Origin of the sequence: Microbacterium maritypicum MF109 (assembly GCF_000455825.1) — a bacterium.
GTDB lineage: Bacteria > Actinomycetota > Actinomycetes > Actinomycetales > Microbacteriaceae > Microbacterium > Microbacterium maritypicum_A.
Genome location: NZ_ATAO01000196.1, coordinates 1 through 25156 on the forward strand (window position 1 = coordinate 1; position 25156 = coordinate 25156).

Below are 25156 nucleotides of genomic sequence, written 5' to 3' on the forward strand. Positions count from 1 at the left end.
GTATAAGAGACAGGGTCAGAGGTCGCGGGAGCGGATCGGGTACGCCCAGAAGCAGAGCCAGGCGAGGACGGTGAACCCGAGCGGGATCACTGCGAGCATCAGCCGGATGCCGCCGTCGACGCTGTCGGGCTGCGTGTCACCGAGGGCGGCGTCGAAGCCGGAGGCCGTGAGCACCACGGCAGCGACGATCGCCTGCAGCACCACCGAGCCGCGCACCACGAACCCGTTCACCCCGAAGTAGGCGCCTTCGCGACGGTGACCGGTGCGCACGGCATCGTCGTCGATGATCTGCGCGAGCATGACCTCGAGCAACTGCAGCAGGCCCCCGACCCCCACGCCGACCGCGACACCGACCAGAGCCGCGCCGATCACGTTCGACGGCGCGAGGTAGCCGAGCACGGAGACCCCGAACACCGCGACGCTCCACAGCACAGCGGTGCGGGGGGAGGTGCGGCGGACGACCGCGCTCCACAGCATGATCGACGGGATCGCGGTGGCGAAGATGGCACCGAGCAGCAGGCTGCCCTGCCCCTCCGGCGCATGCAGGGAGTAGCGCACGTAGAAGGGGATCGCGGCGAGGATCACCGCGATCGAGGTCTGCACGAACAGCGAACCGAGCACATACGGAACGAACGCCCGGTTGCGGAACGTGTACTTCAGCTGGTCTGCCCAGCGCATCGCTTCCGACGATGCCGTCGACTCCGCATCCGGAAGCCGGCGCTCGATCATCCCGCCGAAGAACGACCAGACGAGCAGCACCAGGCAGACGGCGCCGAGAACCAAGGCCATTCCTGGCCACCCGATCGCGCTGTACAGCGCAGGGGCGCCCGCGGTGCCCAGGACCATGCCGAAGATCGCGAAGATCTGTCGCGGCACGTTGCCGCGGGCGCGTTCCTCCGTGGTGCGGAACATCTCGGGGAACAGTGCCGAGATGTTCAGCACCACCACGACGAACGCGATGTCGTACACCGCCACGACGACCAGGAACCAGGTGATGAGGCCGGCGACGGGGAGCTCCGGCGGCATCCAGACCAGCGCGAATGCGACGACCAGCGGCACGATGCCCAGGCCGATCCACGGGATGCGCCGGCCCCACGGAGTGCGCAGTCGGTCGGAGATCGTGCCGACGACGGGGTTGAGCACGGCGTTCAGGATGCCGTGAGCGATCATCGCGACCGCCACCCACGTGGCCGGTACGGCGAGGTGCGAGACGTAGAAGTAGACGACGAAGGCCGAGAACGTCTGCGCCATCAGCTGCGTCGGGAAGCCCGAGGCTCCGAAGGCGATCGCCTGCGACCTGCTCGGGGCCGCGTCGAGGCGTCGGTCGCGCACCCGATCGCCCAGGGAGGTCACCGCGCGTCTCCCCGTTGCAGGTCGCGTCCCCGCTGCAGGTCGCGCAGGTCGCGCCAGCCGATGCGCACGAGCCCCTCATCGTCGATGGCCTGCCGGACCGCGGGGTCCTTCAGCAGACGAAGCTCATATCCGCGCTTCGTCGCGCTGAAGTCCACGGCGGCGCGGAGCTCATCGTCGTCGACCATCGGATGGAGGTAGATCTCCGTGACCCCTGCCGGCACCGCGCGCAACAGCGCGATGAAGCCGTCACGCATCTGCGCGTACGTCTCCTCGTCCGGCGTGCCTTCACGCAGCAGCTCGAACGGGTGCGACCAGAGCCGGTCGATGATCTCGACGCCGGAAGCATCGGCGGCCGCTGCCGCGGCATCGAGTTGAGACTGGAGCGCGGAGTCCTCGCCCACGCCGTCCATGCTGCGGGGCAGCCGGAACGGGAGGCCGTGGCGTGCAGCGAGCTCGAACACCGGCTGGAGGAAGCCGCGTCCGGTCACGAGTCCGTAGACCGAACCCATGTGATTGTCGAGATGCGTCACATCGACGCCGGCATCGAGCGCGGCCTGCACCTGAGCGGCGAGTTCGGCAGCGACGTCGTCGTCGGCGGCGTTCCGCTCGACGGAGAGCACTTCGGTCGGGAAGAAGCCCGCATCATCGACAAGGGTCGTGGCGGTGCCGGTGAGCGGGCGCCACCGGTAGCGCGCCCATTCGCTGGTGAGCACGAGATGCACGCCGATATCGAGATCGGTGCGGGATGCGGCGAAGGCGAGCGCCTCCGGCGACCACGAGCACGGGACCATCACGGTCGACGAGTCGATGCTCCCGGATGTGAGCAGATCCATGATCGCGGTGTTCGCCGCGTGGCACATGCCGAAGTCGTCCGCATTGAGGATGATCGCCCGTGCGCCGGGCGGGAGGCCGAGTCGGTCGGCGAGATCGGACGGTGCGGTCATCGGGAGTCCTGTCGGGTGGTTCGAGCGACACTGCTCGGGCGGGCGATGTTCGGCGGGTGGTGTTCAGCAGGCGTTGGGGGGCGGGGTGTTCAGCGGGCGCTTTTGGGGGCGGGGGTGAGGATCCGGGTGAAGAGGTCGCCTCGGAGTGCGGCCGCGGCCTGGTCGACGGCGCCGATGAGCGGAGCCTCAGGCCCGAAGGAGGAGACGAGGAACCGCAGCGGGAGCTGCGCGTCATACTCGCCGGCGACGCGCTCGATGGCAGCGACGAGCACGGGATGAGCCGCCTTGCCACCGAGGACGAACGCCTCAGGGTCGAGCACCAGCCCCACGCTTCCGGCCACGAGAACGATGCGGCGGGCGACCTCGGAGATGATCTGGAGCGCTCCATCGTCTCCGTGGACTGCGGCCTCCAGATGATCGCTGAGAGATGCGGCGGGATCGCGACCGACGCCGAGCGCGAGGTCGCTGACGACTGCATCGCCCACGAGGGGAGCACCGATCGGGATGGGGGTCTGCGGCAGGTACATGACCTCACCGGCGACGCCGGAGAATCCACGGTGCAGCGCGCCGTCGATCACGATGCCCGCTCCGAGTCCGTCGTCGAGGAGCAACAGCGCGAAGCTGGTGAGGCTTCCTCCGCCGCCGCCGGTGAGTTCGGCGAGGGCCGCGAGGTTGACGTCGTTCTCGATGCGGACAGGACAGTCGAGGGCCGCGGCCAGTGCCGCACGGAAGGCGCCGCCGTCGGGACCGAGGTCGTCACGGATGCCTCCGTCAGCGGTGACGATGCCGGGCACCCCGACGACCGCGAGGTGCACGGCGCCCTTCGCCGCCTTCAACGAACGGCGGCACTCATCGACGAGCCCGACGATGTGGGCGACACGGTTCTCGGCGTCGGGGAACGGCGAGTGCGCCTCCGCCCGCACGATCCCGGTCGCGTCGACCAGCACGACGTGCGCCGCGTGGTGATCGACGTGCACGGCCGCGGCGAATCCGAGGCGCGGATGCAGGGCCACACGTCCGGCGGCGGGACCCCCCGTGTCCCGGTCCACTCCCGCAGGCGCGACTGCTCCGGCGTTCTCGAGCATCCGCAGCACCTGAGTCACAGCGGTACGCGACAACCCCGTGGCGGACATCAGCTCCGAGCGGGTCTGCGGGCCGCTGCGGGCGAGGGCCTCCAGGATCGCGCGGCCGTTGAGCGTGCGTAGCAGGCCCTGCGGTCCCGCGAGTGGTCTGGACATAGGTGTTCCGGAGGCGCCTCTCGTTTCGCGTACTTCACCCGGCTTCTGAGGCGGGCGCAGTGCCCGCCAGCATGCCACATCGCGTCGCACCAGTCGAGACTTCGCGCCGATTCCGGTGCCGGTGAGTGCTGTGGGGCAAGTCACGGTCACGGTCACGATCAGAGCCTCAAGTCGGCGCGGCTCGGCTCGAAACGGCACGGCACGGCTCGGCTCGAGTCGGCTCGGTGGCAACAATTCACACCCTGAGTGGTGGCGTCACACCCTGAGTGGTGCCGCGCCGCTGATGGCCGGCTCTCTGCGCCCGCCACCTCGGGATCGCCGCGTTCGCCACTGCCGGGTCGGGTCCCACCAGGCGGGGCCACGGATGTGCGGGATGCCGTGGCGCATGCGGATCTCCCATCCGCTGGTGCCGAGGGTGCGGTGGTGGTGCCAGCAGAGAGCGACGCCGTTGTCGGGGTGGGTGGACCCGCCGCGCGCATGCTCTTGGACGTGGTGGATCTCGCACCACGTGGCGGGGACATGACAGCCGGGGATGAGGCATTCCCCGTCGCGGATGGCGATCGCGCGGCGTTGATGGGCGGTGAAGATCCGGTCGGTGGCGCCGATCCCGATGATGCGCCCGCCGGAGTCGAACATCACGCGCTGTATTCCGCCGGCGCAGGCGGTGTGCGCGGCGACCCGGATGGGAACGGGGGTGTCGATGCCGTCGATGTGGGCCCATCCGTTTCCCGTGGCGTAGTCGTCGGCAGCGACGGTCACGACCAGGGTCGGGGCGGCGCCTCCGAGGCGAGGCATGTCGTCATGGCGGGCGGCGATCCCGAGCGCGGCGGCGAGGATGTCGTGCTGCTTCTGCGCCCGAGATCGGGTGTCGACCATTCGGCCCGGATCACCGGATGGAAGGTCACCGTCGTCTGGCCCCGTGGGCTCGGTATCGCGACAGGGGGATTCTTCCGAGGGTCGGAACATCACTCCGGGGAGGGGAGGCCCGTCGACTTTCGGATTCAGGTAAGCGTCGAAGATGCGTTGCAGTTGTCCCGCGACTTCGGGCAGGAGCCCGCCTCGGACCGGGATGACCCCGTCTTTCGCCCGCCCCAAGACGATCCCCCGGGCGCGCATCGCGATGTCGTCCGCGGGTTCGGCGCCATCAGGATCGAGGTACTGCACGATGACCTGCGCCAGAATCCTCAAGTCCTCCGGCGTCGCCGCCGGCGCGGAGTCTCCTTCGACGCCCGCACCCGAATCCGCTCCTGGAACGTCCTGTGCACTCGCACCCGCGGCCGGGATCCCCCGCGAGTAGGCCGCCAGCTCCCCGTCCGCGAGCAACCGGTCTGCTGTCCCGACACGGATCCCGGCCTGTTCCACCGGCCCGATCGCGGCCAACAACCCGGCCACACCGAGGGCCCCGTCGAGTAGCGCCGCCCGCAGTTCGGGCCATCGCGCGGGCGAGCGGAACCCGGATGACAACTCCACCTCCCGGCGCACCGCCCGCGCCGCCTTCAGCATCCGCCCTGCACCGGGCCCGTCCGTCCGCAGGACCCGCTGCAGCAACTCGCTCATCGTCCGGCACCCGAACTTCCCGCAGAATCCGGCCTCTCCCGACCCGGCGGGACGCCCATCGACCGACGCGACCGCCTCCACGACGACTGCCTCCGCCCGCCGTTGCACCTCACCCGCCATACGCAGCAGGTCTATCTTCACCGCATCCGGCATCCCCGCCACCGCGTCAGAGCGCAACACGGCATCCAGGTCGGTCACGACCTGTTCGAGCACTTCCACGGGGTTGTTCATGGGTCGAGTCAACTCGGGGGTACCGACATTCCTTCCCGGATAAACCCTGATCAGAGCAATATTCTGGAACACGCGCTGACCTCACCCCTCCTCCACGAACTCACCCCGAATCCGTCTTTCCACATCTCAGGTAGAGGCGTGATGCCGCCGCCCCCGACGGTCCGACGCCGGAAGCAGAATCGGTACATGAGCATCGACACGACCCACACACAGAAGCCCATGAGCAAGAGCACCGATGACCGAGAGGCGAGTCGAATCATCCACCCTCGATTTGACGCTCGCGGTTTCGCGAATTAAATTACAGATCGGTAACGGTGGCATCCGGGGGGATCGACCGCCGCGCACGCCAGCCTCCCGGAAGGATCCCGTCACGAATTCCCTGCCACCCGAGCGCGATCACGACGCCTCGGAAGCTCCCACCGAAGTCCCTGATTCATCCCGACCGCTTTTGCGGCGTGACCTGCGACGCTCCATTTCCGCGGACTCGCAGAGTCGCCGCCCGGCGAACACCGCCCATGCTGCTGCGGTACCGGAGACGACCCCGGAACCCGATCCGGCCGCCGCCTCCGCAGCAGTCACAGGACCCACGCACGCAGCAGACACGGAACCCGCATCCTCTGCAACCCCCACATCCCCCGCGCCGGAGACAGTCCAGGCCGCACCCGACGCGGCTCCCCCTCGCGCACAGCCACAGCCACAGCCACAGCCACAGGCTCCCCACACCCCTCGCACCTGGGATCCTCGCCTGCGCCCCCGCCACATGGCACCGAAGTCGACGCCGAAGACGGCCCCGACCTCTCGCGGCGAGGCCCGGCGACAGAAGCGCCAGTGGGCGAAAACCAAGGCACTCGGCGCCACGCTGGCGATCGGCGTGATGATCACCGGGGCAGCGCTTCCCGCCCTCAACCCCGCGGGTGGCCCTGCCGCCGCCGCCAGCTCCAGCGTCTCGACCGTCGCCGACGGCACCGCGCAGTCCTACACGGCGAAGTCCGAGATCCGCGCTGTGATCGACCCACGGGGCAACTTCTCCGCGACCACGCCCGAGGAGATCAAGGAGACCCGTTCGCGCGCCGCCGCCGCAGCAGTCGCCGCCGGCATGCCGCTCTCGAGCGCGATGGACATCCCCCTCGCCGGACGCATCGTGATGCCGATGGCCGATGGGACCTACTCGTTCACCGATGGCTTCGGCGCCTCGCGGCCGGGACGTTCGCACCTCGGGCAGGACTTCGCCGCCCCGGTCGGCACACCGATCAATGCCGCCATGAAGGGCTGCGTCTCACGGTCCACGGAGAGCTACCAGGGCTACGGCGTGACGATCCAGATCGAGAGCATCGTCGACGGGCAGGCCGTGAGTACGGTCTATTCGCACATGACGTACGGAAGCCGTGCGGTCGAGGTCGGTGACTGCGTCGACGAGGGGCAGTACATCGGCGACGTCGGATCGACCGGCTACGTGTTCGGCTCCTGCCTGCACTTCGAGGTGCACATCAACACCGCGCCCGTCGACCCGCTGCCGTGGCTCAAGAAGAACGTGAGCTGATCGGCGTCGACCGCCCCCTTCTCCCGTCTGCGGTTCACCGTAGGGTGGATGGATGAGCTCCCTGGAGATCCGCAGCGCCCGCGCGGAGGACGCCGACGACATCGCCGGGGTGCATGTCCGCTCGTGGCAGGTCGCCTATCGCGGGCTCATCGACCAAGCCGTGCTCGACGGCCTCTCCATCGACGAGAGAGCTGTGGGCTGGCGTCGCACCCTCGCCGAACCGTTGCCGACGAGCCTCGGGACCGTCGTCGCCCTGCGCGACGACCGTATCGTCGGATGGGCTTCACTCGGCTCCGGACGCGACCCCGACGGGGTCGCCGACGGCGAGGTGTACGGCATTTACGCCGATCCCGCCGCCTGGTCTACGGGCGCGGGTCACGCCCTGTTGGAAGCCGCCGAACAGCGGATCGCCGAGGCCGGCCACAACCGCGCCTACCTCTGGGTGCTCGACGGCAACGAACGCGCCGATTCGTTCTACGCCCGCCACGGCTGGATCGAAGACGGCGCGATCAAGATCGAGGAACGCCCCCAGCTCACACTGCGCGAGCATCGTCGCGTGAAGCTGCTCGGCACCTGACCTCGCACCTTCCGGCACCTCCGTCCTGCCTGACCTCGCGCCTTCCGGAACTTCCCGCCTTCCGGAACCTCCGGCACCGCTCAGTCGAGAGCGCTCATGACGTGCTTGATGCGGGTGTAGTCGTCGAACCCGTATTGCGACAGGTCCTTGCCGTAGCCGGAGTGCTTGAACCCGCCGTGGGGCATGTCCGACACGAACGGGATGTGGGTGTTGATCCACACGCAGCCGAAGTCGAGGTCACGAGAGAACCGCATCGCCCGGGCATGATCCGTGGTCCACACCGAGGCGGCGAGCGCGTAGGGCACGTCGTTCGCCATCCGCAGAGCCTCGTCGTCCTCCGAGAACGCCTGCACCGTGAGCACGGGTCCGAAGATCTCCCCCTGCACGACCTCGTCGTCCTGTCGTACTCCCGACACGATCGTGGGCTCCCAGAAGTACCCTCGATCGCCCTGGCGGCGTCCGCCGGTCTCGATCGTCGCGTGCGCGGGGAGCCGGTCGATGAATCCCTGCACCTGCGAGAGCTGCGCCGCACTGCTCAGGGGCCCGTACAGCACCCCCTCCTCGTGCGGGCCGCCGGTGCGAGCGTGCGTCTTCGCCCGGGCGACCAGAGCGGCGACCAGCTCGTCGTGCTTCGATCCGTGCACCAGCACCCTGGTGGCGGCGGTGCAGTCCTGTCCGCCGTTGAAGAAGGCACCGGTGATGATGCCCTCGACGGCCTTCTCGATCGACGCATCCGAGAACACGATCGCCGGAGCCTTGCCGCCGAGCTCGAGGTGCACCCGCTTGACGTCGTTCGCCGCCGAACGAGCCACGGCCATACCGGCCCGCACGGAACCGGTGATCGCCACCATCTGCGGCGTCGGGTGCTCGACCAGCGCGACACCGGTGTCACGGTCGCCGAGCACGACGTTGAGCGTCCCGGCCGGCGTATGCAGCGCGACGATCTCCGCGAGCAACAGCGTGGTCAGTGGCGTGGACTCCGCGGGCTTCAGCACGACGGTGTTGCCGGCGGCCAGCGCGGGGGCGATCTTCCACACGGCCATGTTCAGCGGGTAGTTCCACGGCGTGACCTGACCGATCACGCCGACGGGCTCGCGCCGCACGAACGAGGTATGCCCGGCGAGGTACTCCCCCGCCGCCCGACCCTCGAGGCTGCGCGCCGCACCCGCGAAGAAGCGCAACTGGTCGACCGACTGCATGATCTCGTCGGCCACCAGGCTCGCGCGCGGCTTACCCGTGTCCTGCGATTCCAGGTCGGCGAACTCCTCCGCCCGCGCCTCCATCTCATCGGCGATGCGGAACAGCGCCAGCTGGCGGTCGGCGGGCGTCGTGTCGCGCCAGATCGGGAAGGCGGCGGATGCGGCGGCGTAGGCGGCATCGACGTCGACGGCGTCCGACACCGGGAGTTCCCCGTACGTCTCTTCGGTGACAGGATCGAGGAGCGGCATCCGCTCGGCACCACGCGCGTCGACGAAACGGCCGCCGATGAAGTTCTGCAGCGGCGCGGAGTTCTTCAGAAGATGACTGGGCATGGCGCCATCGTACCGACTTCAGTACGGAATCTGAAGATCCAGCAATATGAAACAACTGAATCAGTTGCAGAGGGTGGGAATGACTGACAATATCGACACATGAGTACGAAGTCTTCCCAGCCTGCCCTTGATGACATCTCGAAGCGCATCGTCGAGCTGCTGCAGGAGGACGGGCGACGCCCCTACGCCGAGATCGCCCGCGAGGTCGGCCTCAGCGAGGCTGCGGCGCGCCAGCGGGTGCAGCGGATGACCGAAGCCGGGATCATCCAGATCGTCGCGGTCACCGACCCGATGCAGCTCGGCTTCCACCGTATGTCGATGATCGGAATCCGCGTCTCGGGCGATCCGCGGGAGATCGCCGAAGAACTCACCCGGATCCCCGAGCTGGCGTACGTCGTCGTCACGCTCGGCACGTTCGACATCCTCGTCGAGGCCGTGTGTGAGAACGACGAGCACCTGATAGACCTCATCGCGACCCGCATCCGCACCATCCCCGGCATCACCCACACCGAGAGCATGCTCTACGCCGGTCTCTACAAAGACCTCTACAACTGGGGCACGCGCTGACGCGCACCCCGCTCCCGTACCTCGCACCCGCACACCACGGAGAGAAACCATGGGCACCACCGTCTTCGAACGTCAGCAGCCGTCGCCGTCCGTCATCGACGACTCCCTCCGCGACACCGCGCTGCGGGTGTTCTGGCTCGACGATGTCGACCGGCCGGCACATCCGCGGCTGAACGGCACGGTCCGCGCCGACCTCGCCATCGTCGGCGGCGGGTACGCCGGACTGTGGACGGCGGTGCGCGCCAAGGAGCGCGACCCCGAACGCCGCGTCGTGCTGCTCGAGGCCTCGCGCATCGCCTGGGCGGCCTCCGGCCGCAACGGCGGCTTCTGCGAGTCGAGCCTCACACACGGACACGAGAACGGCGTGAACCGCTGGCCGGAGGAGATCGACCGCCTCGAAGAGCTGGGACACGCGAACCTCGACGCCATCGGCGAGACCGTCGAGCACTACCGGATGGATGCGGAGTTCGAGCGCACCGGACAGCTGGCCGTCGCCATCGAGCCCCACCAGGTGGAGTGGTACCGCGATGAGCCGGGCTTCCTCGACCGCGCAGCGGTGCAGGCCGAGGTGCACTCCGAGACGTTCCTCGCCGGCGACTGGGACCGCGACGGCTGCGCGATGGTGCATCCGGCCAAGCTGGCTGTGGAGCTGGCCCGCGTGGCCGCCGACCTGGGCGTCGAGATCTACGAGCACAGTCTGGTCCGCGCCATCGAGGGCGACGGATCGGGACCGATCACGCTGGTCACTGCGAACGGCCGCGTGATCGCGGATGCCGTGGCGCTCGGGACGAACGTCTTCCCCTCGCTCCTCAAACGCAACCGCCTGATGACCGTGCCCGTGTACGACTACGTGCTGATGACCGAGCCGCTCTCCTCCGAGCAACTGGCCTCGATCGGCTGGTCGAACCGACAGGGGCTCGCCGACAGCGCGAACCAGTTCCACTACTACCGGCTCACGGGCGACAACCGCATCCTGTTCGGCGGCTACGACGCCATCTACCACTTCGGCGGCAAAGTGCGCGCGGAGTACGAGGACCGCATGGAGAGCCACCGCAAGCTCGCCTCGCACTTCTTCACGACCTTCCCGCAGCTGGAGGGCCTGCGCTTCACCCACCGCTGGGCCGGAGCGATCGACTCGTCGAGCCGCTTCTGCGCGTTCTTCGGCACCGCCCGCAAGGGCCGCGTGGCCTACGCGACCGGCTTCACCGGGCTCGGCGTCGGGGCCGCACGCTTCGCGTCCGACGTCATGCTCGACAAGCTGTCCGGTGAGGAGACCGAGCGCACCGCGCTGCGGATGGTGCGTGAGAAGCCCATCCCGTTCCCGCCCGAGCCTGCCGCCTCGATCGGCGTCAACCTCGTCCGCGCCGCGATGAACCAGGCCGATCACAACGAGGGCAGGCGCAACCTGTTCCTCAAGACGCTCGACGCCGTCGGCATGGGCTTCGACTCGTGAACGGTCTCGCCGCCGGGGCGGGACTGGATGCCGCAACCCTGCCTCTGGCACACGAGTCACTGCCTGCGGATGAGGTGCTCGCCGGCGCGCCCACGACCGCCGCGCAGGAACTCGCGACACTCGGCGGGACCGAGATCGGCGTCTGGGAGATGACCCCCGGCACCGCGACCGACACCGAGGCCGACGAGGTGTTCGTCGTGCTGTCGGGCCGCGCCACGATCGCGTTCGCCTCGTCCGGACTGCCCGACCTCGAGGTCGGTCCCGGCTCGGTCGTGCGCCTCGCCGAGGGCATGCGCACCACCTGGACCGTCACCGAGACCCTCCGCAAGATCTACATCACCTGACGCTCTTCGAATCGCGCGAAGGGCTGCATCCCCGGGCGCGATGGAGCCGTTCGCGCGATTCGAAGGCGAGAGATCAGCCTTTCCGAAGGAACCAGACGCGGCGCTCCTGATCGCGCCGCAGCCAGGGCAGGAACGCCCACCAGAGCAGGAACGCGACCGCCGCCCCGCCGATCAGTCCGGCGCACGTGTCGGTGAACCAGTGCGCATTGATGAGCGTGCGCTGCCACACCATGCCGACGGCCAGGAGCACTCCGAGCACGATCCAGACGCGGCGCGCCCAGACCGCGGATGCCGGGATCAGTGCGAGCACCGTGATGATGATCGCGGCCATGCTCACGGAATGTCCGGACGGGAACGAACCGTGGTCGACCTGCACGAGCGGGCCGAAGAGTCCACCGGCCACGTCTTCGGCCGGGCGCGGCCTGTCGACGAGGTTCTTCGTGAGCTGCGACAGCAGCCCTGGGCCGGCGAGCTGCACCGCGATCACGAACAGCGCGGAACGCCAACGCCCCATCAGCGACAGCACCAGCGGGAGGAGGATCATCATGAGCACCGCCCCAGGGAGCTGACCGAGATGCTGGAACATATGCGCCAGCACGAAGCCGGGCAGCGTCGATTCCGGCCCGACCCCGACACCTCTGCGCCACAGGTCGTCGAGGCCCTGCGTCCACGGCGCATCGGGCGCTGCGAGCACGCCGACCGCGAGAGCCACGAACACCGCGAGCAGCCCGAGAGCGGTCCACAGCATCCACCGAGGGCGCGGCGAGGCCACCGGTCGGGTGGCATCCCCGACCGCGACAGCCGTGGTCACGACGGCGTTCCCAGCAGCGGCCGCACGGAGGCGTAGGCATCGGACATGTCGCGGGTCGGCACGTCGTAGACCCGCGCGATGCCCTTCGATCCCTGGTGACGCGGCCAACCGGGGTCTCCTCCGACGATGAACGCGACAGCGGCGCCGTGCACCTCGTCAGCCAGCTCCTGCGGCGGGTTCGGACCCGCGAGCGGCTCCATCGCCGGACCGTCGAGGCAGTCGAAGAAGAACGGCACATCGAGGCAGTGCTCGGCGAAGCCGAAGTGTCCGGACGGCCACGAGAAGCGGTACAGCCAGGTGGGAGCGGCACCGCGGTCGGCGACGATCTTCAGCAGCGCCGAGCGGAACATCCGGTCCGTCAGCAGCCGACCGCCCACCCGGGCGTTGCCGAGTCCGGTGATGTCGGCGTTGGCGGCGAGGTACTGCCGACGCGCACTCTTCGGCAAGCCGAGCTTGTTCAACAGCAGCGACCTCGGCACCCAGCGCAGCTTCTTCTCGGAGCCTGCGAAGACCATCGTGAACTCGTCGTCGGTCGCACCGATCACGAGCGGCTTGTCGGCACCGACACCGGCGCGGAGGGCCTCACGCGTCGGGCGTGGCAGCAGGTCGCCGTCGACGGCCGGACCGAGCGGAAGGCCCTCTTCGACCACACTCCCGAGCGAATCAGGACCGAGCTCGGTCGCCTTTTTCTGCAGCTCGAGGATGCGGTCCTCGGACAGCGTCGAGAACCCGGCCACGGTGGGCGCGACCCCGGCCGCTGCGGCGAGTCCGCGCCCGAAGGCCTCGGCGCGGGCCGGAGCCACGTCGGCGAGCGCACCGGAGATCGCGTACACGCCGTGGAACAGATGCTGTGCCTTCTCCATGCCGAGCAGGGTCAGCACGGCTCCTCCGCCGGCGGATTGCCCGGCGATCGTGACGCGCGACGGATCCCCGCCGAACTCAGCGATGTTCTGCTGCACCCACTCGAGGGCGAGCAGCCAGTCGCGCACGCCCCGGTTCGAGGGGGCATCCTCGATCCAGCCGAAGCCGTCGAAACCCAGGCGGTAGGAGAGCGACACGGTCACGACGCCGTCACGGTTGAAGTTGCGGCCGTCATACCAGGGGCTCGCGGGCGAGCCGGCGAAGTATCCGCCGCCGTGGATCCAGACGAGAACCGGAAGACCGGCGCCCTGCGCGGCAGGGGTCGGGTCCGGCGTGAAGACGTTGACGTTGAGCGTCGAGTCGCCCTCGACGCTCGGTTCGGGGATGAGCGTCACCCCGGGGTCGCCGCGCTGGGCGGTGGCGGCGAACTCGAGCGCATCGCGCACTCCCTCCCACGGCGCTTTCGGCACGGGCGCCTGAAAACGCAGCGCGCCGATCGGCGCCTCCGCGAACGGGATGCCCAGGAAGGCTGCCGACCGCGGATTCCCGCGCCCGCCCGTCGTCGGGCGCCAGCGGCCCCGCACCCGTCCGGCGGCCGTGGCCACCTCGACGAAGTCGGCGGTCGTGTCGAAATCGGTATCCGTCATCACAGCATTCTCCTGCTCATTCCCGGTCATCAGCGCACTCCCTTGATCGGCGCGGTCGCGACGGCGGCGAGGATCACGAACACGATCGCGAAGACGAAGAGCATCGCGTAGCCGCCGACGGAGGTGATGATGACACCGCCGATGGCGGGACTCAACGCCTGCGGCACATTGGTCGCGACGTTGAGGATGCCGAGATCCTTGCCCGCCGAGACGCCCTCGTTCGGCAGCACCTCGGTCATGAGCGCCGCATCCACCGACATGTACAGGCCGAAACCGACGCCGTTGATGATGCTCATCAGGACCATGCCGGTCATGTTCGGCTGCAGCAGCGGCATCGCGAGGCCCGCGACCATCACGGCGGAGGCGGCGTAGATGAACACCTTGCGGCGCCCGACCCTGTCGCTCCACCACCCGGAGAGGGCGATCGCGATGAGCGTCGGGATGAAGGCCACGAGTGTGAGGGTGACGACGGCCCCCTGGGCATCCGCGAGTGGCAGGCCGATGTAGTCGGTGAGCATGTACAGCTGATACGCGCTGACGACGAAGTAACCGAGGATCAGCAGGAACCGCGCGGCGAACGCCCAGGCGAAGTCCGGGTGACGGCGCGGGTCGATCCAGAATCCTCGGAAGAATGCACCCCAGCGGAACGCATCCACGGCCGCGTGCTTCGACGACCAGTCGCGGTTCACGAGTGCGAACAGCAGTGCCGCCACGATCACGGCACCGCCGAACACCGCGTAGCCGATGCCGATCTGCGCGGCGAAGGCACCGGCGAGCATGATGCCGACGGTCATGCCGACCTGCGTGCCGAGTCCGATCATCGCGCTCGCCCCGCCGCGCTTCGAACGCGGGAACCGATCGGCGGTGATCGCGGTCAGGGGCGCCTGGAAGAAGTTCAGCGCCACCTGGATGATCACCCAGAACACCGTGATCCAGAGGATGTCGGTCAGCGAGCCCAGCCCGAACAGAAAGATGCCGCCGATGATCGCGCCGAGCACCATCCACGGCACGCGGCGTCCGAAGCGCGAGCGCGTGCGGTCGCTCAACGCCCCCACGATCGGCTGCGCGAACAGCGTGAACACGAAGGAGATCGTGGTCACGACGGCGAGGTTGCCGACCTTGTTCGCCTCGTCGATCATCAGGATCTGGCTGGGAAGAAGGATCGCGATGAGTCCGCCGTAAGTGGCGAACAGCGTGAGGGAGGCGATCAGCAGGCTGGGCAGCAGCCGCCGGTTCGCCGGCGGACTCGCCGCCGGCTCCCCCGCTTCGGGCGGGACGGCGCGGATGGTGCCGGTCGGCGCCAGTTCGGCGGCGGGGTCGAGCGGGGACACGGACATGTCGGCTCCTCGTTGAGCGGAATGTTGAGCGGAATGTTGAGCGGATCTGATCAATACCAAACGGCATTCGGTATTCACCCGACATGCTGACAGATCGTCTCCACCCTTCGCAAGTCATTCACGAACGTTGTTTGGTTTTTGTGATCTGGTCGTGACGGTTACCCTGGAGCCATGGCGACACGAGGGGCGTATGCGAAGGGTGTCGCCAAACGCGAGGAGATCCTCGAGGCCGCCCTCGCCGTCGTCGCGGAGCACGGATACCGCAAGGCTTCCGTACGCGAGATCGCGGATGCCGCCGGACTCAGCCCCGCGGGACTCCTGCACTACTTCGGCAGCAAGGAAGAGCTCTTCGTCGCGATCCTCCGCGCCAGAGACGACCGCGACGAGCAGGAATACGCGGGCGAAGACGCCTCCTCCGCGTTCCTCGCGGTCATGCGCCACAACACCTCGGTACCCGGTCTCGTGCAGCTGTACGCACAGCTGGCCGCCGAGGCCGGAGACCCCTCCCACCCCGCCCACGCCTATTTCCGCGAGCGCACCGAGCGGGTCGAGGCCTTCACCCGCGCGCAGGTCGCCGAAGACCAGAAAGCCGGACGGATGCGCGACGACCTCGACCCCGCCTGGGTGGTGCGCACTCTGCACGCCCTGGCCGACGGGCTCCAGGCCGCGTGGATGCTCGATCCGTCCCTCGACATGGCCGCCGAGATCGAGCAGTTCCTGGTGCTGCTGCGTCCGGCCTGACGACCTGCCTCAGTCGAGCGTCGTCGCGACGGCGTGCGGCATTCTGGCCCTCATGATTCGGACCGCCTCGGGGTTGTCGTCGACGAGCACGGCGTCGCGGCCGAGCGCCGAGGCGACAGCTCCCGTCGTGCCACTCCCCGCGAACAGATCGAGCACCCGGTCGCCGGGGCGACTCGACGCCGTGATGATACGCCGCAGGATCCCCTCAGGCTTCTGCGTGGGGTAGCCGGTCTTCTCCCGTCCGGTCGTCGGCACGATGGTGTGCCACCAGACGTCGGTGGGGAGTTTGCCGCGCGCGGCCTTCTCGGCCGTGACCAGCCCGGGCGCCATGTAGGGCTCGCGGTCGACCTCGTCGGAGTTGAAGACATACTCCCGTGGGTTCTTCACGTAGACCAGGATCGTGTCGTGCTTGGTCGGCCAGCGGCTGCGCGACTTGGCACCGTAGTCGTACGCCCAGATCAGCTCGTTGAGGAAGCAGTCCCGTCCGAAGACCGCGTCGAGCATGACCTTCGCGTAGTGCGCCTCGCGATAGTCGAGGTGCAGGTACAGAGTGCCGTCGTCGGCGAGCAGCCGCCAGGCCTCCTCGAGCCGCGGCATCAGGAAGGCGCCGTAGTCGTCGAAGCGGTCGTCATAGGCACGCAGCATCCCGCGTACGCGCTCGTACGCATGGCCGTGGAAGCCGTGCCGCACCTCGGTCCCCGGCTCGGACTCGCCGGCACCCGGGGCAGAACTCAGGACGACCGGCTCCGCGTTCCCGGTTCGGACGGCTGCCGTGCCTGAATCCGCGCTCTCCTCCTGAGTCATGAACGTCCGCCGCGCAGTGACCACCTGCCGCTCCTGCGTGCGGCCGGTGTTGAACGGCGGATCGAGGTACACCAGGCTGAAGGACCCGGAGGGCAGGGTCGCCGCGACGGCGAGGTTGTCGCCCTCGACGATCGTCACCGCCCCCGGCACGACCGGCGCGATCACCGGCATGACGTCAGGCGCCGCGCCCTGCGGGTCCGCCGCGGCGGGAACAACCGGGTCCGGCGCCGTCACGGCACCCGATGCAGCCACGCCTCGGTGGCGAACTTCGACTCGACGAGCGCCTCGGCGTCGGCGTACTCGTCCGCAGAGATCGAACCGGTCTCGGCATGGGTCAGCGAGCGGAAGGTGTCCTTGAAGCGCTCGATGATCTCGGCGCGCTCTAGTCCGGTCTGGCTGCGCAGCGGATCGACGCGCTTGGCGGCGGATGCAGTGCCCTTGTCGCTGAGCTTCTCGCGGCCGATGCGCAGCACCTCGGTCATCATCTGCCCGTCGATGTCGTACGAGAGGGTGGCGTGGTGCAGGACGCCGCCGTTGGCGAGGCGCTTCTGGGCGGCACCGCCGATCTTGCCGGTCGGGCTCGCGATGTCGTTGAGCGGCTGGTAGACCGCGTCGATGCCGAGCGAGCGCAGCGCCTGCAGCACCCAGTCGTCGAGGAAGGCGTAGGAGTCGGCGAAGGTCATCCCCGCGACCAGGGATGCCGGCACATAGAGCGAGTACGTGATGATCTGCCCGGCGGCCATGAGCATCGCACCCCCGCCGGAGATGCGGCGGACGACGTCGAATCCGTGCTTCGCGGCGCCCTCGGGGTCGACCTCGTTGCGGTACGACTGGAACGAGCCGATCACCACGGCCGACTCGTCCCACTCCCAGATGCGCAGGGTGGGTCGGCGGCGCCCTTCGCCCACGCGGGAGGTGAGCACCTCGTCGAGGGCCAGGTTCATGCGCGGCGAGACCGCCTTCTCGTGCACGATCTCCCAGTCGAAGTCACGCCACCCCGGGGCGGTCACGAGTGCGCGGCGCACCGCGGTGCCCACGGCCTCGGGTGTGAAGCCGAGCAGCTGAGCCCCGCCGGGGAGGGCTTCGCGCACTGCGGTCGCGATCGCGGTCGCATCGGACTCCACGGGCAGCCCGTCGACCGCGGCGTTGATGTCGTCGAGCGCCGAGTCGGGTTCGAGGAAGAAGTCTCCGGCGAGGCGGAAGCGCGAGATCCGGTCGTCTTCGATCTCGAGGTCGACGACGACGAGCTTTCCCCCTGGGACCTTGTATTCACCGTGCACCGTTCCAGCTTAAGGCGCGCAGCCCTCGTTCCGGCGGTCAGCCTCCGAGCACCACCACGCGCTCTCCCGCCCTGATCGGCGTCGAATACCTGTTGCCGGCGGGCGGCAGCGGGCACACGAACTGATCCGAGAACGCACACGGTGGCAGGTAGGCGCGGTTGAAGTCGATCACGGCCGTGCCGTCGGCGGCGGGTTCGTCGACAGGGAGGAAGCGGAAGCGGTAGGTCTCGAGCCCGTTCGTCCCGTCGGCGAACACCGCGCTCAACGCGCCCTGGGCGCTCCTGGTCACGGTGAGCGTCTGCGGCGCCCCCGCCAGCTCGAACCGCAGCCGCCCGGCGACGGGAGTCTCGCGCGCATCGCCGTCGACCGAGGTGATCACGATCCGCTCGTCCGGGGTCTCCTCGAACACGGCCGGCAGCCGCCAGCGCTCATCGGGGGCGTAGGCGTCGATCGCCGTGAACCACTCGCGTTGCGGGCGTGCCGGATTCAGCACACGCAGGGCGAGCGTGCCGTGGCGCTCGAACACCCGCAGCTCACGCCGGCCGAGACGGATGCTCTCGCCTCCGCGCAGCACGACGGTGGATCCCGCCTGGCCGAGCTCGCTGCCACGGATACCCCCGTCGCCGGTGAGCGCCCAGAGCCCGGGGATGCCGTCGACGGCCGCCGCTTCGGTGATGAGCCAGTTCGTCGACTCGAGCGCCGACGGACCGTACTCCGAGCCCGCATAGCGCTCGCGTGACGCGTGCCAGTCCTGCCAGTCCTTCACGAAGCTCAACGGAGCGCTCCCTCCCGGCGAGGGAACCGCACAGCGGGGGCTCTCCTCGCTCATGCGCGGAATATTGCCCCGAATCTACGGGGGCTCCGCGGCCGGCGAGGCGGTCGTGTCACACGCCTTCACCGCGCGTAACGCCGCGTCATACCGGCATCGTCGGAAAGATCTCACACCGAGACCCACGCTCTCCGCCGACACCCATGTTCACGTACGCGCGCCACGGTGGGTATGGGCGCGGGCCGTGGGTCTCGCCGATGGCGACGTGAGTCTCAGCGCGCGGGGATGTGCGTGTCGAGCCAGGCGAGCACGTCGGCGCGCACCTCTTCCTGCTGCAGCTCGGCGAAGATCTCGTGCCGCGCATCCGGGTAGACGAGCGTCGTGACGTCGGTGAGACCGGAACGGCTGCGGTACTCGTCGGCGAGCTTGTGCACGCTGCGGGGTCCACCCACCGGGTCGTCGCGACCCACGAGCAGCAGCATCGGGATGTCGTGTCCCAGGTCCTTGGCCGGACGACCGTAGAGCTTCGCGGCCTCGATCGGGCCGAAGAGCTTGAGCAGCGGCACGTCGGTGGTCAGCGGATCCTCATCGAACGCGGCCCAGACGGCGGGGTCGCGGCTGAGCCATTCGAGACCGGTCGCGCCCTCGCCTGCCCAGCGCGCGTTCAGGGGCGCGGCGTTGAGCGACCCCGGCATCCGCAGTGCCGAGCCGGAGAGGATGACGGCGTCCCAGGCTTCCGGGTGGTCGTTGACGAGCATCTGCGCCAGGAACGAACCCCAGGAATGACCGAGCAGCACGAGGGGCAGATCGGGGTTCTCGTCGCGGATGATGCCCGTCAGCTGCCAGACGGCCTCCTCGGCCGCGCGCAGCCCGCCCTTGCCCAGACGGCCGAGCTTCTCCGGGCCGCCGTGCTGACGGATGCCGGTGCGACCGTGTCCACGATGGTCATCGGCGTAGACGTGGAAACCGGCAGCGGTGAGCGCCGCGATCAGCGCGCCGTACCTCCCCGCATGCTCGCCGACGCCGTGCAGCAGCTGCACCACGCCGCGGGGAGTCCCCTCGGCGGGATGGACGTCGTAGACGATGTCGACGCCATAGGCATCGGTGAACTCACGGGTATCCATCACGGTGCGAGCCTACCCATCACGCGAGAGGGCGGCTACCGGGCGAGGCGGGCGGCTACCGCGCGAGGGCATCCCGGATCGCGAAGGCGATGTCGCGATCGGTGACCTCGTATCCGCCGACCCCGTCGGAGGCGGAGCCCATGCGCACGCCGCCGTCCTGGGTCACGGCGCGCTTGGCGGAGAAGTGGATCGCATCGACCCCCGCCGCCGCCAGAACCGGGGCGCTGGCCACGTCGACGCCGCTGCCCGCCATGATCTCGATCTCGCCCTCGGCTGCGGCGACGAGGGCACGCAGCGTGTCGATGCCGTCGATCGCCGCGGACGCTCCCCCGGACGTGAGCACACGACGCAGGCCCAGCTCGCGGGCGCTCTGCAGTGTCGCGACAGGGTCGGCCGTCACATCGATCGCACGGTGCAGCGTGGCGGGCGCTCCCCCGGCCGCATCACGCAGACGCGCCATCGCGAACAGGTCGAGACGCCCGTCGGCATCCAGGGCACCGATGACCACACCGGAGGCACCGGAGGCGATCGCACGGCGCACGTCGAGCTCGGCGACCGCCAGCTCGTCGTCGTCGTAGTGGAATCCACCCGCGCGTGGGCGGATCAGCACGTGCACCTCGGGGCCGTCGGCTCCTGCCGCCTCGACGGCGAGTTCGAGCGTCGCCGGCGACGGGGTCAGTCCGCCGAGGGCGAGGGCGGTGGCGAGTTCGACGCGTGCAGCGCCGACCTCCTTGGCGATCCGCACTCCGGCGGGGTCCTGCACGGCGATTTCCAAGGCGAGCGATCGGGTCACCCCTCCATTGTGCCCGCTCCCCTGCCGGCATCCGGAAAATTAGATAGGCTATCTAAGTAATGTCTGCGTCTGATGAATCCCTCGACCTCACCGCCACAGACCTTCGCATGGCCACGTTCCGGCTGGCCCGCCGCCTTCGCTGCGCCCGCGCCGCCGACTCGATGAGCGACGCGCAGCTGGCGGTGCTCGCCGACCTGCGCATGAACGGACGCCGTACGATCTCGACCCTCGCCCAGCGCGAGCGCGTCACCGCACCGTCGATGACCAGCACGATCAACGGCCTCGAAGAGCAGGGCTTCGTCGTGCGCACCCCCGATGAGGACGATCGCCGCCGCGTGCAGGTCGACATCACCGAGGCCGGGAGCGAGATCGTCGTCGAGACCATCCGCCGTCGCGACGAGCTGCTCGCCGACATGCTGCGCGAGGTCGACTACTCCGAGGCCGAGCTGACCACGCTGCGTGAAGCCAGCGCCCTGATGAGGCGGGTGGTGGAGCGATGAGCGCCATGTTCCGCTCCTTCGCGAACATCAACTACCGGATCTGGTTCGCGGGCGCCCTGATCTCCAACGTCGGCGGTTGGATGCAGGCCACGGCGCAGGACTGGGTGGTGCTCACCGAGCTCACCGACAACGACGCCACCGCGATGGGCGTCACGATGGCCCTGCAGTTCGGGCCCCCGCTCGTGCTCGTGAGCCTGACCGGGTGGGTGGCCGACCGCTTCGACCGGCGGCACATCCTGTTCGCCACCCAGTCGGCGCTGCTCGCCCTCGCGATCGCGGTCGGCGCGCTGCTGCTCGGCGGCCTCATGACCCTGCCGATGATGTTCGGCTTCGCCCTCGGATTCGGCATCGTGAACGCGTTCGACGCTCCGGCTCGACAGGCGTTCGTCTCCGACATGGTCTCCACCGGCGACACCTCCAACGCGGTGGCCCTCAACTCCGCGTCGTTCAACCTCGCCCGCATGGTCGGACCCGCCGTCGGCGGCCTGCTGATCGTGGCGATCGGCTCGGGCTGGGTGTTCATCGTGAACGCGGCGACGTTCCTGGCGATGCTGCTCGCCCTGCTGCTCATGCGCCGCAGCCTGCTCGCCCCGCGTCTGAAGAACCGCAATCGCGGCGGGCTCGCCGACGGGTTCCGGTATGTGTGGGGGCGCAGCGACCTGCGCGTGGTGTTCGTGACGGTCTTCCTGATCGGCGCCTTCGGCATGAACTTCCCGATCTTCGCCTCGACCATGGCGCTCGAGTTCGGTGCGGGCGCCGACGGCTACGGCGTGCTCAGCTCGGTGCTCGCGATCGGATCCCTCATCGGGGCGCTCCTCGCCGCCCGGCGCGATCGCGCCAGAGTGCGCGTGGTGATCCTCGCTGCCGGAGGTTTCGGCATCGCCGCGTTCGTGTCGTCGGCCATGCCCACGTATGCCTCCTACGCCGTCACTCTGACCTTCACCGGCTTCATGATCGTGACGCTGCTCACCACCGCCAACGGCTACGTGCAGATCACGACCGACCCCGCTCTGCGCGGACGCGTGCTCGCCCTGTATATGGCCGTCATCATGGGTTCGACCCCCATCGGGGCCCCCATCGCGGGATGGGTCGCCGACACGTTCGGCCCGCGGGCCGCGATCATGCTCGGTGGCACGGCCGGGTTCGTGGCCTGCGCGATCGGGGTGATCTGGGTCGCGACCTCCGGCCGACTCCGCCGGGACGAGAACCGCCGGTTCCTGCTCACGCTCGACGAGACCCGCCCGCTTCGCGTGATCGAGGTCGACCCGATCGAGTTCAGCGACGAGGCCGCCGTGACCACGCCGATCCGCACCGCCGAGAAGCGCGACCTCGGAGACTGACCCTCGTCGCGGTATTTGTCAACGCCCTGCACGACCCGGGGCGACCGGTCGTACCGTCTGTGCATGGACGAGAACACGGAACGCACCCCCCATCCGCAGGATCCGGCAGAGGGCGCGCCCGGCGTCGGAGCACCGGACGAAGACTCCGGCCAGGGCGACGGCACCGGCGGCGCCATCCAGGGCGACAGCTCGCGCGGCGAATCCACGGGCGGCGCCATCCAGGGCGACGCCGGCCAGGGCCATCGCGCAGCGCTCGGTGGCGACGAGCACACCGAGGATCAGCTCGACGCGGACAACGCCGCCGAAGAGGACACCCTCAAGACGCTCGATCCGGATTCCCCGCCCGCCTGAGCGTGCACGAGGGCAACGCCACCGCCAGCCGTCCATCCCCAGAGACGGCCCTCCCCTGCGGTGGCGTTGCTCGTGTCGCGTCGAGCCGCGCGGGTAGGGTTCTGCGCGTCGGGCCTAGGCGCCCAGCACGAGCTTGAGCTGCTCCACCGCCCAGTCGAGCTCGGTCGCGCGGATCACGAGCGGCGGAGCGATGCGCACCGTCTGTCCGTGCGTGTCCTTGACGAGCACGCCGCGTTCGAGCAGCTTCTCGGCGATCTGACGCCCGGTGCCCTTCGCGGGATCGATGTCGACGCCGGCCCAGAGCCCGGCGATGCGCACGGCCGTGACGCCGTGCCCGATCAGCGGCTGCAGCGCCTGCTCCAGGTGGGCGCCGAGTGCGCGCGCCCGCTCCTGGAACTCACCGGTCTGCAGCATCTCGACCACGCGCAGGCCCACGGCCGCGGCCAGCGGGTTGCCGCCGAACGTCGACCCGTGCTCGCCCGGTCGGATGACGCCCAGCACGTCGGCGTCGCCGACCACGGCGGATACCGGGAGGATGCCGCCGCCGAGCGCCTTGCCCAGGAGGTACAGGTCGGGCACGACGCCTTCACGATCGCACGCGAAGGTCTCGCCCACGCGGCCGAGCCCCGCCTGGATCTCGTCGGCGATGAACAGCACGTTCTTCTCGTCGCAGATCTCGCGGATGCGGCGGAGGTAGCCCTCCGGCGGGATCACGACACCGGCCTCGCCCTGGATCGGCTCGACCAGCACGGCCGCCGTGTCGTCGGTGATGGCAGCGGCGATGGCATCCGCATCTCCGTACGGCACCACATCGAAGCCCGGTGTGTAGGGGCCGAAGTCGTCACGCGCCGTGTCGTCGTCGCTGAAGCTGACGATCGTCGTCGTGCGGCCGTGGAAGTTGCCGGCCGCGACGATGATGCGCGCCTTGCCCTCGGGGATGCCCTTCACGCGATAGCCCCAGGCGCGGGCGACCTTGATGCCGGTCTCGACGGCCTCGGCGCCGGTGTTCATCGGCAGCACGAGATCCTTGCCCGCCAGCTCCGCGAGCGCCGCGGCGAACGGCTCCAGCCGGTCGCTCTGGAACGCACGGCTGACGAGCGTGACCCGGCCGAGCTGCTCGGTGAGCGCGGCGACGAGGGCCGGATGCCGGTGGCCGAAGTTCACGGCCGAGTACGCCGCGAGCAGGTCGAGGTAACGCTTGCCCTCGACGTCGGTCACCCACGCACCCTCCGCGCGGGCGATGTTCACCGGCAGCGGGTGGTAGTTGTGGGCGACGTGCGGCTCGGTGCCCGCCTCTCCCGCCGTGGCCGCTGTACCCGGGGTCGCTGTTCCCGTGGTCTCGTCGACCGCGGTCACTTCGCACCCCGCAGCTCGAGCGTGCAGCACTTGATGCCGCCGCCGCCGAGCAGCAGCTCGGACAGGTCCACCATGATCGGGTTGTAGCCGCGCTCGCGCAGCTGCTTCTCGAAGCCCTTCGCCCGCGGCGAGATGACCACGTTGTAGCCGTCGCTCGCCGAGTTCAGGCCGAACACCGAACCGTCCTCGTCAGAGACCAGGATCGCGTCGGGGAAGCGCTCCTCGAGGATCGCACGGCTGGCGTCGTCGAAGGCGCCGGGGAGGTAGGCGATGTTCGCGCGCTCCGGGCCGCCGTTCTCGACACCCTGCACCGGATCGAGCACGGCGATCGCGGTGTCGAGGTGGTAGAAACGCGGGTCGACCAGGTTGAGCGACACGACCTCGCGCCCGAAGACCTCGCCGACCTCGCGGTGGCTGTCGCCCGTGGAGCGGAAGCCGGTACCGGCCAGGATCACGTCGCCGACGAGAAGGAAGTCACCCTCGCCCTCGTTGACCTCCTTCGGCATCACCGTGTCGTAGCCCGCAGCACGGAACCAGTCGGCGAAAGCCGGCGACTCGCCCTGACGCTCGACGAAACGGAACTCGGGCACGTAGGCGCGACCGTCGATGAGGAATCCGCCGTTGGCCGTGTAGACCATGTCGGGGTAGCCGGGAAGCGGCTCGATGAGCTCGACCTCGTGGCCCAGCTCGATGTACAGGTCGTGGAGCTTCTGCCACTGCGCGACCGCGTTGGCGGTGTCGGTGGGCTTGGTCGGCTCCATCCACGGGTTGATGGAGTAGTTGACCGTGAAGTGCTCCGGCTTGCACATGAGATAGCGGCGGTGGTGCGCGGTGCGGGCGGGGGCGGTGGAGACGGCGGCTTCAGGCGTCGACATGGGTGCTCTCCTCGTGGGACGGGCGCGGCGGACGCTGTCCAGGGGCCCGGCGGTCCTTCGACCCTTCGCTCGATCGAGCGGGCGTCGGGGAAGATGCGACTCGGGCACGCCGAGGTCCATTCTGTCACCCGCCCCCTGTACGCCGCCAGAGCGCCGCCCGTTCCCCTCCACCCCCGCCCCTGCCCCATCCCCGTCCCATCTCCGTCCCCCATCCCCGTCCCATCTCCGTCC

The 25156-nt window shown here is 69.3% G+C and carries 24 protein-coding genes; 9 read left to right on the forward strand and 15 right to left on the reverse strand.

Annotation, left to right across the window (positions count from 1 at the left end; all coding sequences use genetic code 11):
• Positions 1–15: 15 nt before the first annotated feature.
• From L687_RS33900 to L687_RS41910, 4 genes are all read right to left on the reverse strand, one after another.
• On the reverse strand, positions 16–1353 hold the full coding sequence (locus L687_RS33900) for an MFS transporter (protein ID WP_021200280.1): 1338 nt from the start codon (positions 1351–1353) through the stop codon (positions 16–18).
• Complete coding sequence (locus L687_RS33905) at positions 1350–2297, reverse strand: polysaccharide deacetylase family protein (RefSeq protein WP_021200281.1); 948 nt, start codon at positions 2295–2297, stop codon at positions 1350–1352. Before L687_RS33905 ends, L687_RS33900 begins: the two co-directional genes overlap by 4 nt.
• Positions 2298–2386: 89 nt before the next feature.
• Positions 2387–3535 carry an ROK family transcriptional regulator gene (locus L687_RS33910; RefSeq protein WP_021200282.1) on the reverse strand — a complete coding sequence of 383 codons (1149 nt, stop codon included), beginning with the start codon at positions 3533–3535 and terminating at the stop codon, positions 2387–2389.
• 255 nt (positions 3536–3790) lie between these two features.
• Positions 3791–5323: an HNH endonuclease signature motif containing protein gene (locus tag L687_RS41910; RefSeq protein ID WP_021200283.1), complete on the reverse strand. Its 1533-nt coding sequence runs from the start codon at positions 5321–5323 to the stop codon at positions 3791–3793.
• A 760-nt stretch (positions 5324–6083) separates the two neighbouring features.
• On the opposite strand from L687_RS41910, the gene L687_RS41590 reads away from it, so the two are divergent.
• Both L687_RS41590 and L687_RS33925 read left to right on the forward strand, forming a co-directional pair.
• On the forward strand, positions 6084–6863 hold the full coding sequence (locus tag L687_RS41590) for a M23 family metallopeptidase (protein ID WP_021200285.1): 780 nt from the start codon (positions 6084–6086) through the stop codon (positions 6861–6863).
• Positions 6864–6915: 52 nt separating this feature from the next.
• Entirely contained in the window at positions 6916–7440 is a 525-nt protein-coding gene (locus L687_RS33925) for a GNAT family N-acetyltransferase (RefSeq protein ID WP_021200286.1), read from the forward strand.
• A gap of 80 nt (positions 7441–7520) precedes the next feature.
• Here the strand turns inward: L687_RS33925 and L687_RS33930 are convergent, their stop codons facing one another.
• Complete coding sequence (locus L687_RS33930) at positions 7521–8972, reverse strand: gamma-aminobutyraldehyde dehydrogenase (RefSeq protein ID WP_021200287.1); 1452 nt, start codon at positions 8970–8972, stop codon at positions 7521–7523.
• A gap of 99 nt (positions 8973–9071) precedes the next feature.
• On the opposite strand from L687_RS33930, the gene L687_RS33935 reads away from it, so the two are divergent.
• Genes L687_RS33935 through L687_RS33945 form a run of 3 tightly spaced genes read left to right on the forward strand, consistent with a single transcriptional unit; the run spans position 9072 to position 11336 of the window.
• On the forward strand, positions 9072–9539 hold the full coding sequence (locus L687_RS33935; RefSeq protein ID WP_021200288.1) for an Lrp/AsnC family transcriptional regulator: 468 nt from the start codon (positions 9072–9074) through the stop codon (positions 9537–9539).
• A gap of 49 nt (positions 9540–9588) precedes the next feature.
• Positions 9589–10992 (forward strand): NAD(P)/FAD-dependent oxidoreductase, encoded by a 1404-nt coding sequence (locus L687_RS33940; protein WP_021200289.1) that lies wholly within the window; start codon positions 9589–9591, stop codon positions 10990–10992.
• Entirely contained in the window at positions 10989–11336 is a 348-nt protein-coding gene (locus tag L687_RS33945; RefSeq protein WP_021200290.1) for a cupin domain-containing protein, read from the forward strand. The genes L687_RS33940 and L687_RS33945 overlap by 4 nt, the downstream gene beginning before the upstream one ends.
• Before the next feature lie 73 nt (positions 11337–11409).
• Here L687_RS33945 and L687_RS33950 read toward each other — a convergent pair whose 3' ends face one another.
• From L687_RS33950 to L687_RS33960, 3 genes are read right to left on the reverse strand one after another with little or no spacing between them, the layout of a single operon-like run.
• Positions 11410–12147 (reverse strand): phosphatase PAP2 family protein, encoded by a 738-nt coding sequence (locus tag L687_RS33950; RefSeq protein ID WP_021200291.1) that lies wholly within the window; start codon positions 12145–12147, stop codon positions 11410–11412.
• A complete protein-coding gene (locus L687_RS33955; RefSeq protein WP_031207538.1) occupies positions 12144–13655 on the reverse strand; it encodes a carboxylesterase/lipase family protein in 1512 nt (503 codons plus the stop codon). The genes L687_RS33950 and L687_RS33955 overlap by 4 nt, the downstream gene beginning before the upstream one ends.
• 29 nt (positions 13656–13684) lie before the next feature.
• Complete coding sequence (locus tag L687_RS33960; protein ID WP_021200293.1) at positions 13685–14992, reverse strand: MFS transporter; 1308 nt, start codon at positions 14990–14992, stop codon at positions 13685–13687.
• Positions 14993–15163: 171 nt separating this feature from the next.
• On the opposite strand from L687_RS33960, the gene L687_RS33965 reads away from it, so the two are divergent.
• Positions 15164–15733: a TetR/AcrR family transcriptional regulator gene (locus L687_RS33965; protein WP_021200294.1), complete on the forward strand. Its 570-nt coding sequence runs from the start codon at positions 15164–15166 to the stop codon at positions 15731–15733.
• A 9-nt stretch (positions 15734–15742) separates the two neighbouring features.
• Here the strand turns inward: L687_RS33965 and L687_RS33970 are convergent, their stop codons facing one another.
• The 5 genes from L687_RS33970 to L687_RS33990 all read right to left on the reverse strand — a co-directional run bounded on the left by L687_RS33970 (position 15743) and on the right by L687_RS33990 (position 20503).
• A complete protein-coding gene (locus L687_RS33970) occupies positions 15743–16708 on the reverse strand; it encodes a DNA-methyltransferase (protein ID WP_040569761.1) in 966 nt (321 codons plus the stop codon).
• Positions 16709–16767: 59 nt separating this feature from the next.
• Positions 16768–17817, reverse strand: coding sequence for a lipoate--protein ligase family protein (locus L687_RS33975; protein WP_021200296.1), 1050 nt, complete (start codon positions 17815–17817; stop codon positions 16768–16770).
• Positions 17818–17854: 37 nt separating this feature from the next.
• Positions 17855–18646: a DUF1684 domain-containing protein gene (locus tag L687_RS33980; protein WP_231494475.1), complete on the reverse strand. Its 792-nt coding sequence runs from the start codon at positions 18644–18646 to the stop codon at positions 17855–17857.
• Positions 18647–18858: 212 nt separating this feature from the next.
• On the reverse strand, positions 18859–19710 hold the full coding sequence (locus L687_RS33985) for an alpha/beta fold hydrolase (RefSeq protein ID WP_021200298.1): 852 nt from the start codon (positions 19708–19710) through the stop codon (positions 18859–18861).
• A 55-nt stretch (positions 19711–19765) separates the two neighbouring features.
• Positions 19766–20503 carry a copper homeostasis protein CutC gene (locus L687_RS33990; RefSeq protein ID WP_021200299.1) on the reverse strand — a complete coding sequence of 246 codons (738 nt, stop codon included), beginning with the start codon at positions 20501–20503 and terminating at the stop codon, positions 19766–19768.
• Positions 20504–20562: 59 nt separating this feature from the next.
• Between L687_RS33990 and L687_RS33995 the strand changes: the two genes are divergently transcribed.
• From L687_RS33995 to L687_RS34005, 3 genes are all read left to right on the forward strand, one after another.
• Positions 20563–21003, forward strand: a complete 441-nt coding sequence (locus L687_RS33995; RefSeq protein WP_021200300.1) for a MarR family winged helix-turn-helix transcriptional regulator — start codon at positions 20563–20565, stop codon at positions 21001–21003.
• Between the two features lie 5 nt (positions 21004–21008).
• Positions 21009–22343, forward strand: coding sequence for an MFS transporter (locus L687_RS34000; RefSeq protein ID WP_031207541.1), 1335 nt, complete (start codon positions 21009–21011; stop codon positions 22341–22343).
• Between the two features lie 63 nt (positions 22344–22406).
• Entirely contained in the window at positions 22407–22694 is a 288-nt protein-coding gene (locus tag L687_RS34005; RefSeq protein ID WP_021200302.1) for a hypothetical protein, read from the forward strand.
• A 114-nt stretch (positions 22695–22808) separates the two neighbouring features.
• Here L687_RS34005 and rocD read toward each other — a convergent pair whose 3' ends face one another.
• Together rocD and ddaH are read right to left on the reverse strand one after the other, a co-directional pair.
• Positions 22809–24050: an ornithine--oxo-acid transaminase gene (gene rocD / locus L687_RS34010; protein WP_021200303.1), complete on the reverse strand. Its 1242-nt coding sequence runs from the start codon at positions 24048–24050 to the stop codon at positions 22809–22811.
• Positions 24047–24925, reverse strand: a complete 879-nt coding sequence (ddaH, locus tag L687_RS34015) for a dimethylargininase (RefSeq protein WP_021200304.1) — start codon at positions 24923–24925, stop codon at positions 24047–24049. Before ddaH ends, rocD begins: the two co-directional genes overlap by 4 nt.
• Between the last annotated feature and the right edge of the window lie 231 nt (positions 24926–25156).

Excerpts from the sequence above, each read along its gene's own strand:
- L687_RS33905 (WP_021200281.1), bottom strand. The coding sequence starts at position 2,297 with ATGACCGCACCGTCCGATCTCGCCGACCGACTCGGCCTCCCGCCCGGC.
- L687_RS33910 (WP_021200282.1), bottom strand. The coding sequence starts at position 3,535 with ATGTCCAGACCACTCGCGGGACCGCAGGGCCTGCTACGCACGCTCAAC.
- L687_RS41910 (WP_021200283.1), bottom strand. The coding sequence starts at position 5,323 with ATGAACAACCCCGTGGAAGTGCTCGAACAGGTCGTGACCGACCTGGAT.
- L687_RS41590 (WP_021200285.1), top strand. The coding sequence starts at position 6,084 with ATGGCACCGAAGTCGACGCCGAAGACGGCCCCGACCTCTCGCGGCGAG.
- L687_RS33925 (WP_021200286.1), top strand. The coding sequence starts at position 6,916 with ATGAGCTCCCTGGAGATCCGCAGCGCCCGCGCGGAGGACGCCGACGAC.
- L687_RS33930 (WP_021200287.1), bottom strand. The coding sequence starts at position 8,972 with ATGCCCAGTCATCTTCTGAAGAACTCCGCGCCGCTGCAGAACTTCATC.
- L687_RS33935 (WP_021200288.1), top strand. The coding sequence starts at position 9,072 with ATGAGTACGAAGTCTTCCCAGCCTGCCCTTGATGACATCTCGAAGCGC.
- L687_RS33940 (WP_021200289.1), top strand. The coding sequence starts at position 9,589 with ATGGGCACCACCGTCTTCGAACGTCAGCAGCCGTCGCCGTCCGTCATC.
- L687_RS33955 (WP_031207538.1), bottom strand. The coding sequence starts at position 13,655 with ATGACGGATACCGATTTCGACACGACCGCCGACTTCGTCGAGGTGGCC.
- L687_RS33960 (WP_021200293.1), bottom strand. The coding sequence starts at position 14,992 with ATGTCCGTGTCCCCGCTCGACCCCGCCGCCGAACTGGCGCCGACCGGC.
- L687_RS33965 (WP_021200294.1), top strand. The coding sequence starts at position 15,164 with ATGGCGACACGAGGGGCGTATGCGAAGGGTGTCGCCAAACGCGAGGAG.
- L687_RS33970 (WP_040569761.1), bottom strand. The coding sequence starts at position 16,708 with ATGCCGGTGATCGCGCCGGTCGTGCCGGGGGCGGTGACGATCGTCGAG.
- L687_RS33980 (WP_231494475.1), bottom strand. The coding sequence starts at position 18,646 with ATGAGCGAGGAGAGCCCCCGCTGTGCGGTTCCCTCGCCGGGAGGGAGC.
- L687_RS33985 (WP_021200298.1), bottom strand. The coding sequence starts at position 19,710 with ATGGATACCCGTGAGTTCACCGATGCCTATGGCGTCGACATCGTCTAC.
- L687_RS33995 (WP_021200300.1), top strand. The coding sequence starts at position 20,563 with ATGTCTGCGTCTGATGAATCCCTCGACCTCACCGCCACAGACCTTCGC.
- L687_RS34000 (WP_031207541.1), top strand. The coding sequence starts at position 21,009 with ATGTTCCGCTCCTTCGCGAACATCAACTACCGGATCTGGTTCGCGGGC.
- L687_RS34005 (WP_021200302.1), top strand. The coding sequence starts at position 22,407 with ATGGACGAGAACACGGAACGCACCCCCCATCCGCAGGATCCGGCAGAG.
- ddaH (WP_021200304.1), bottom strand. The coding sequence starts at position 24,925 with ATGTCGACGCCTGAAGCCGCCGTCTCCACCGCCCCCGCCCGCACCGCG.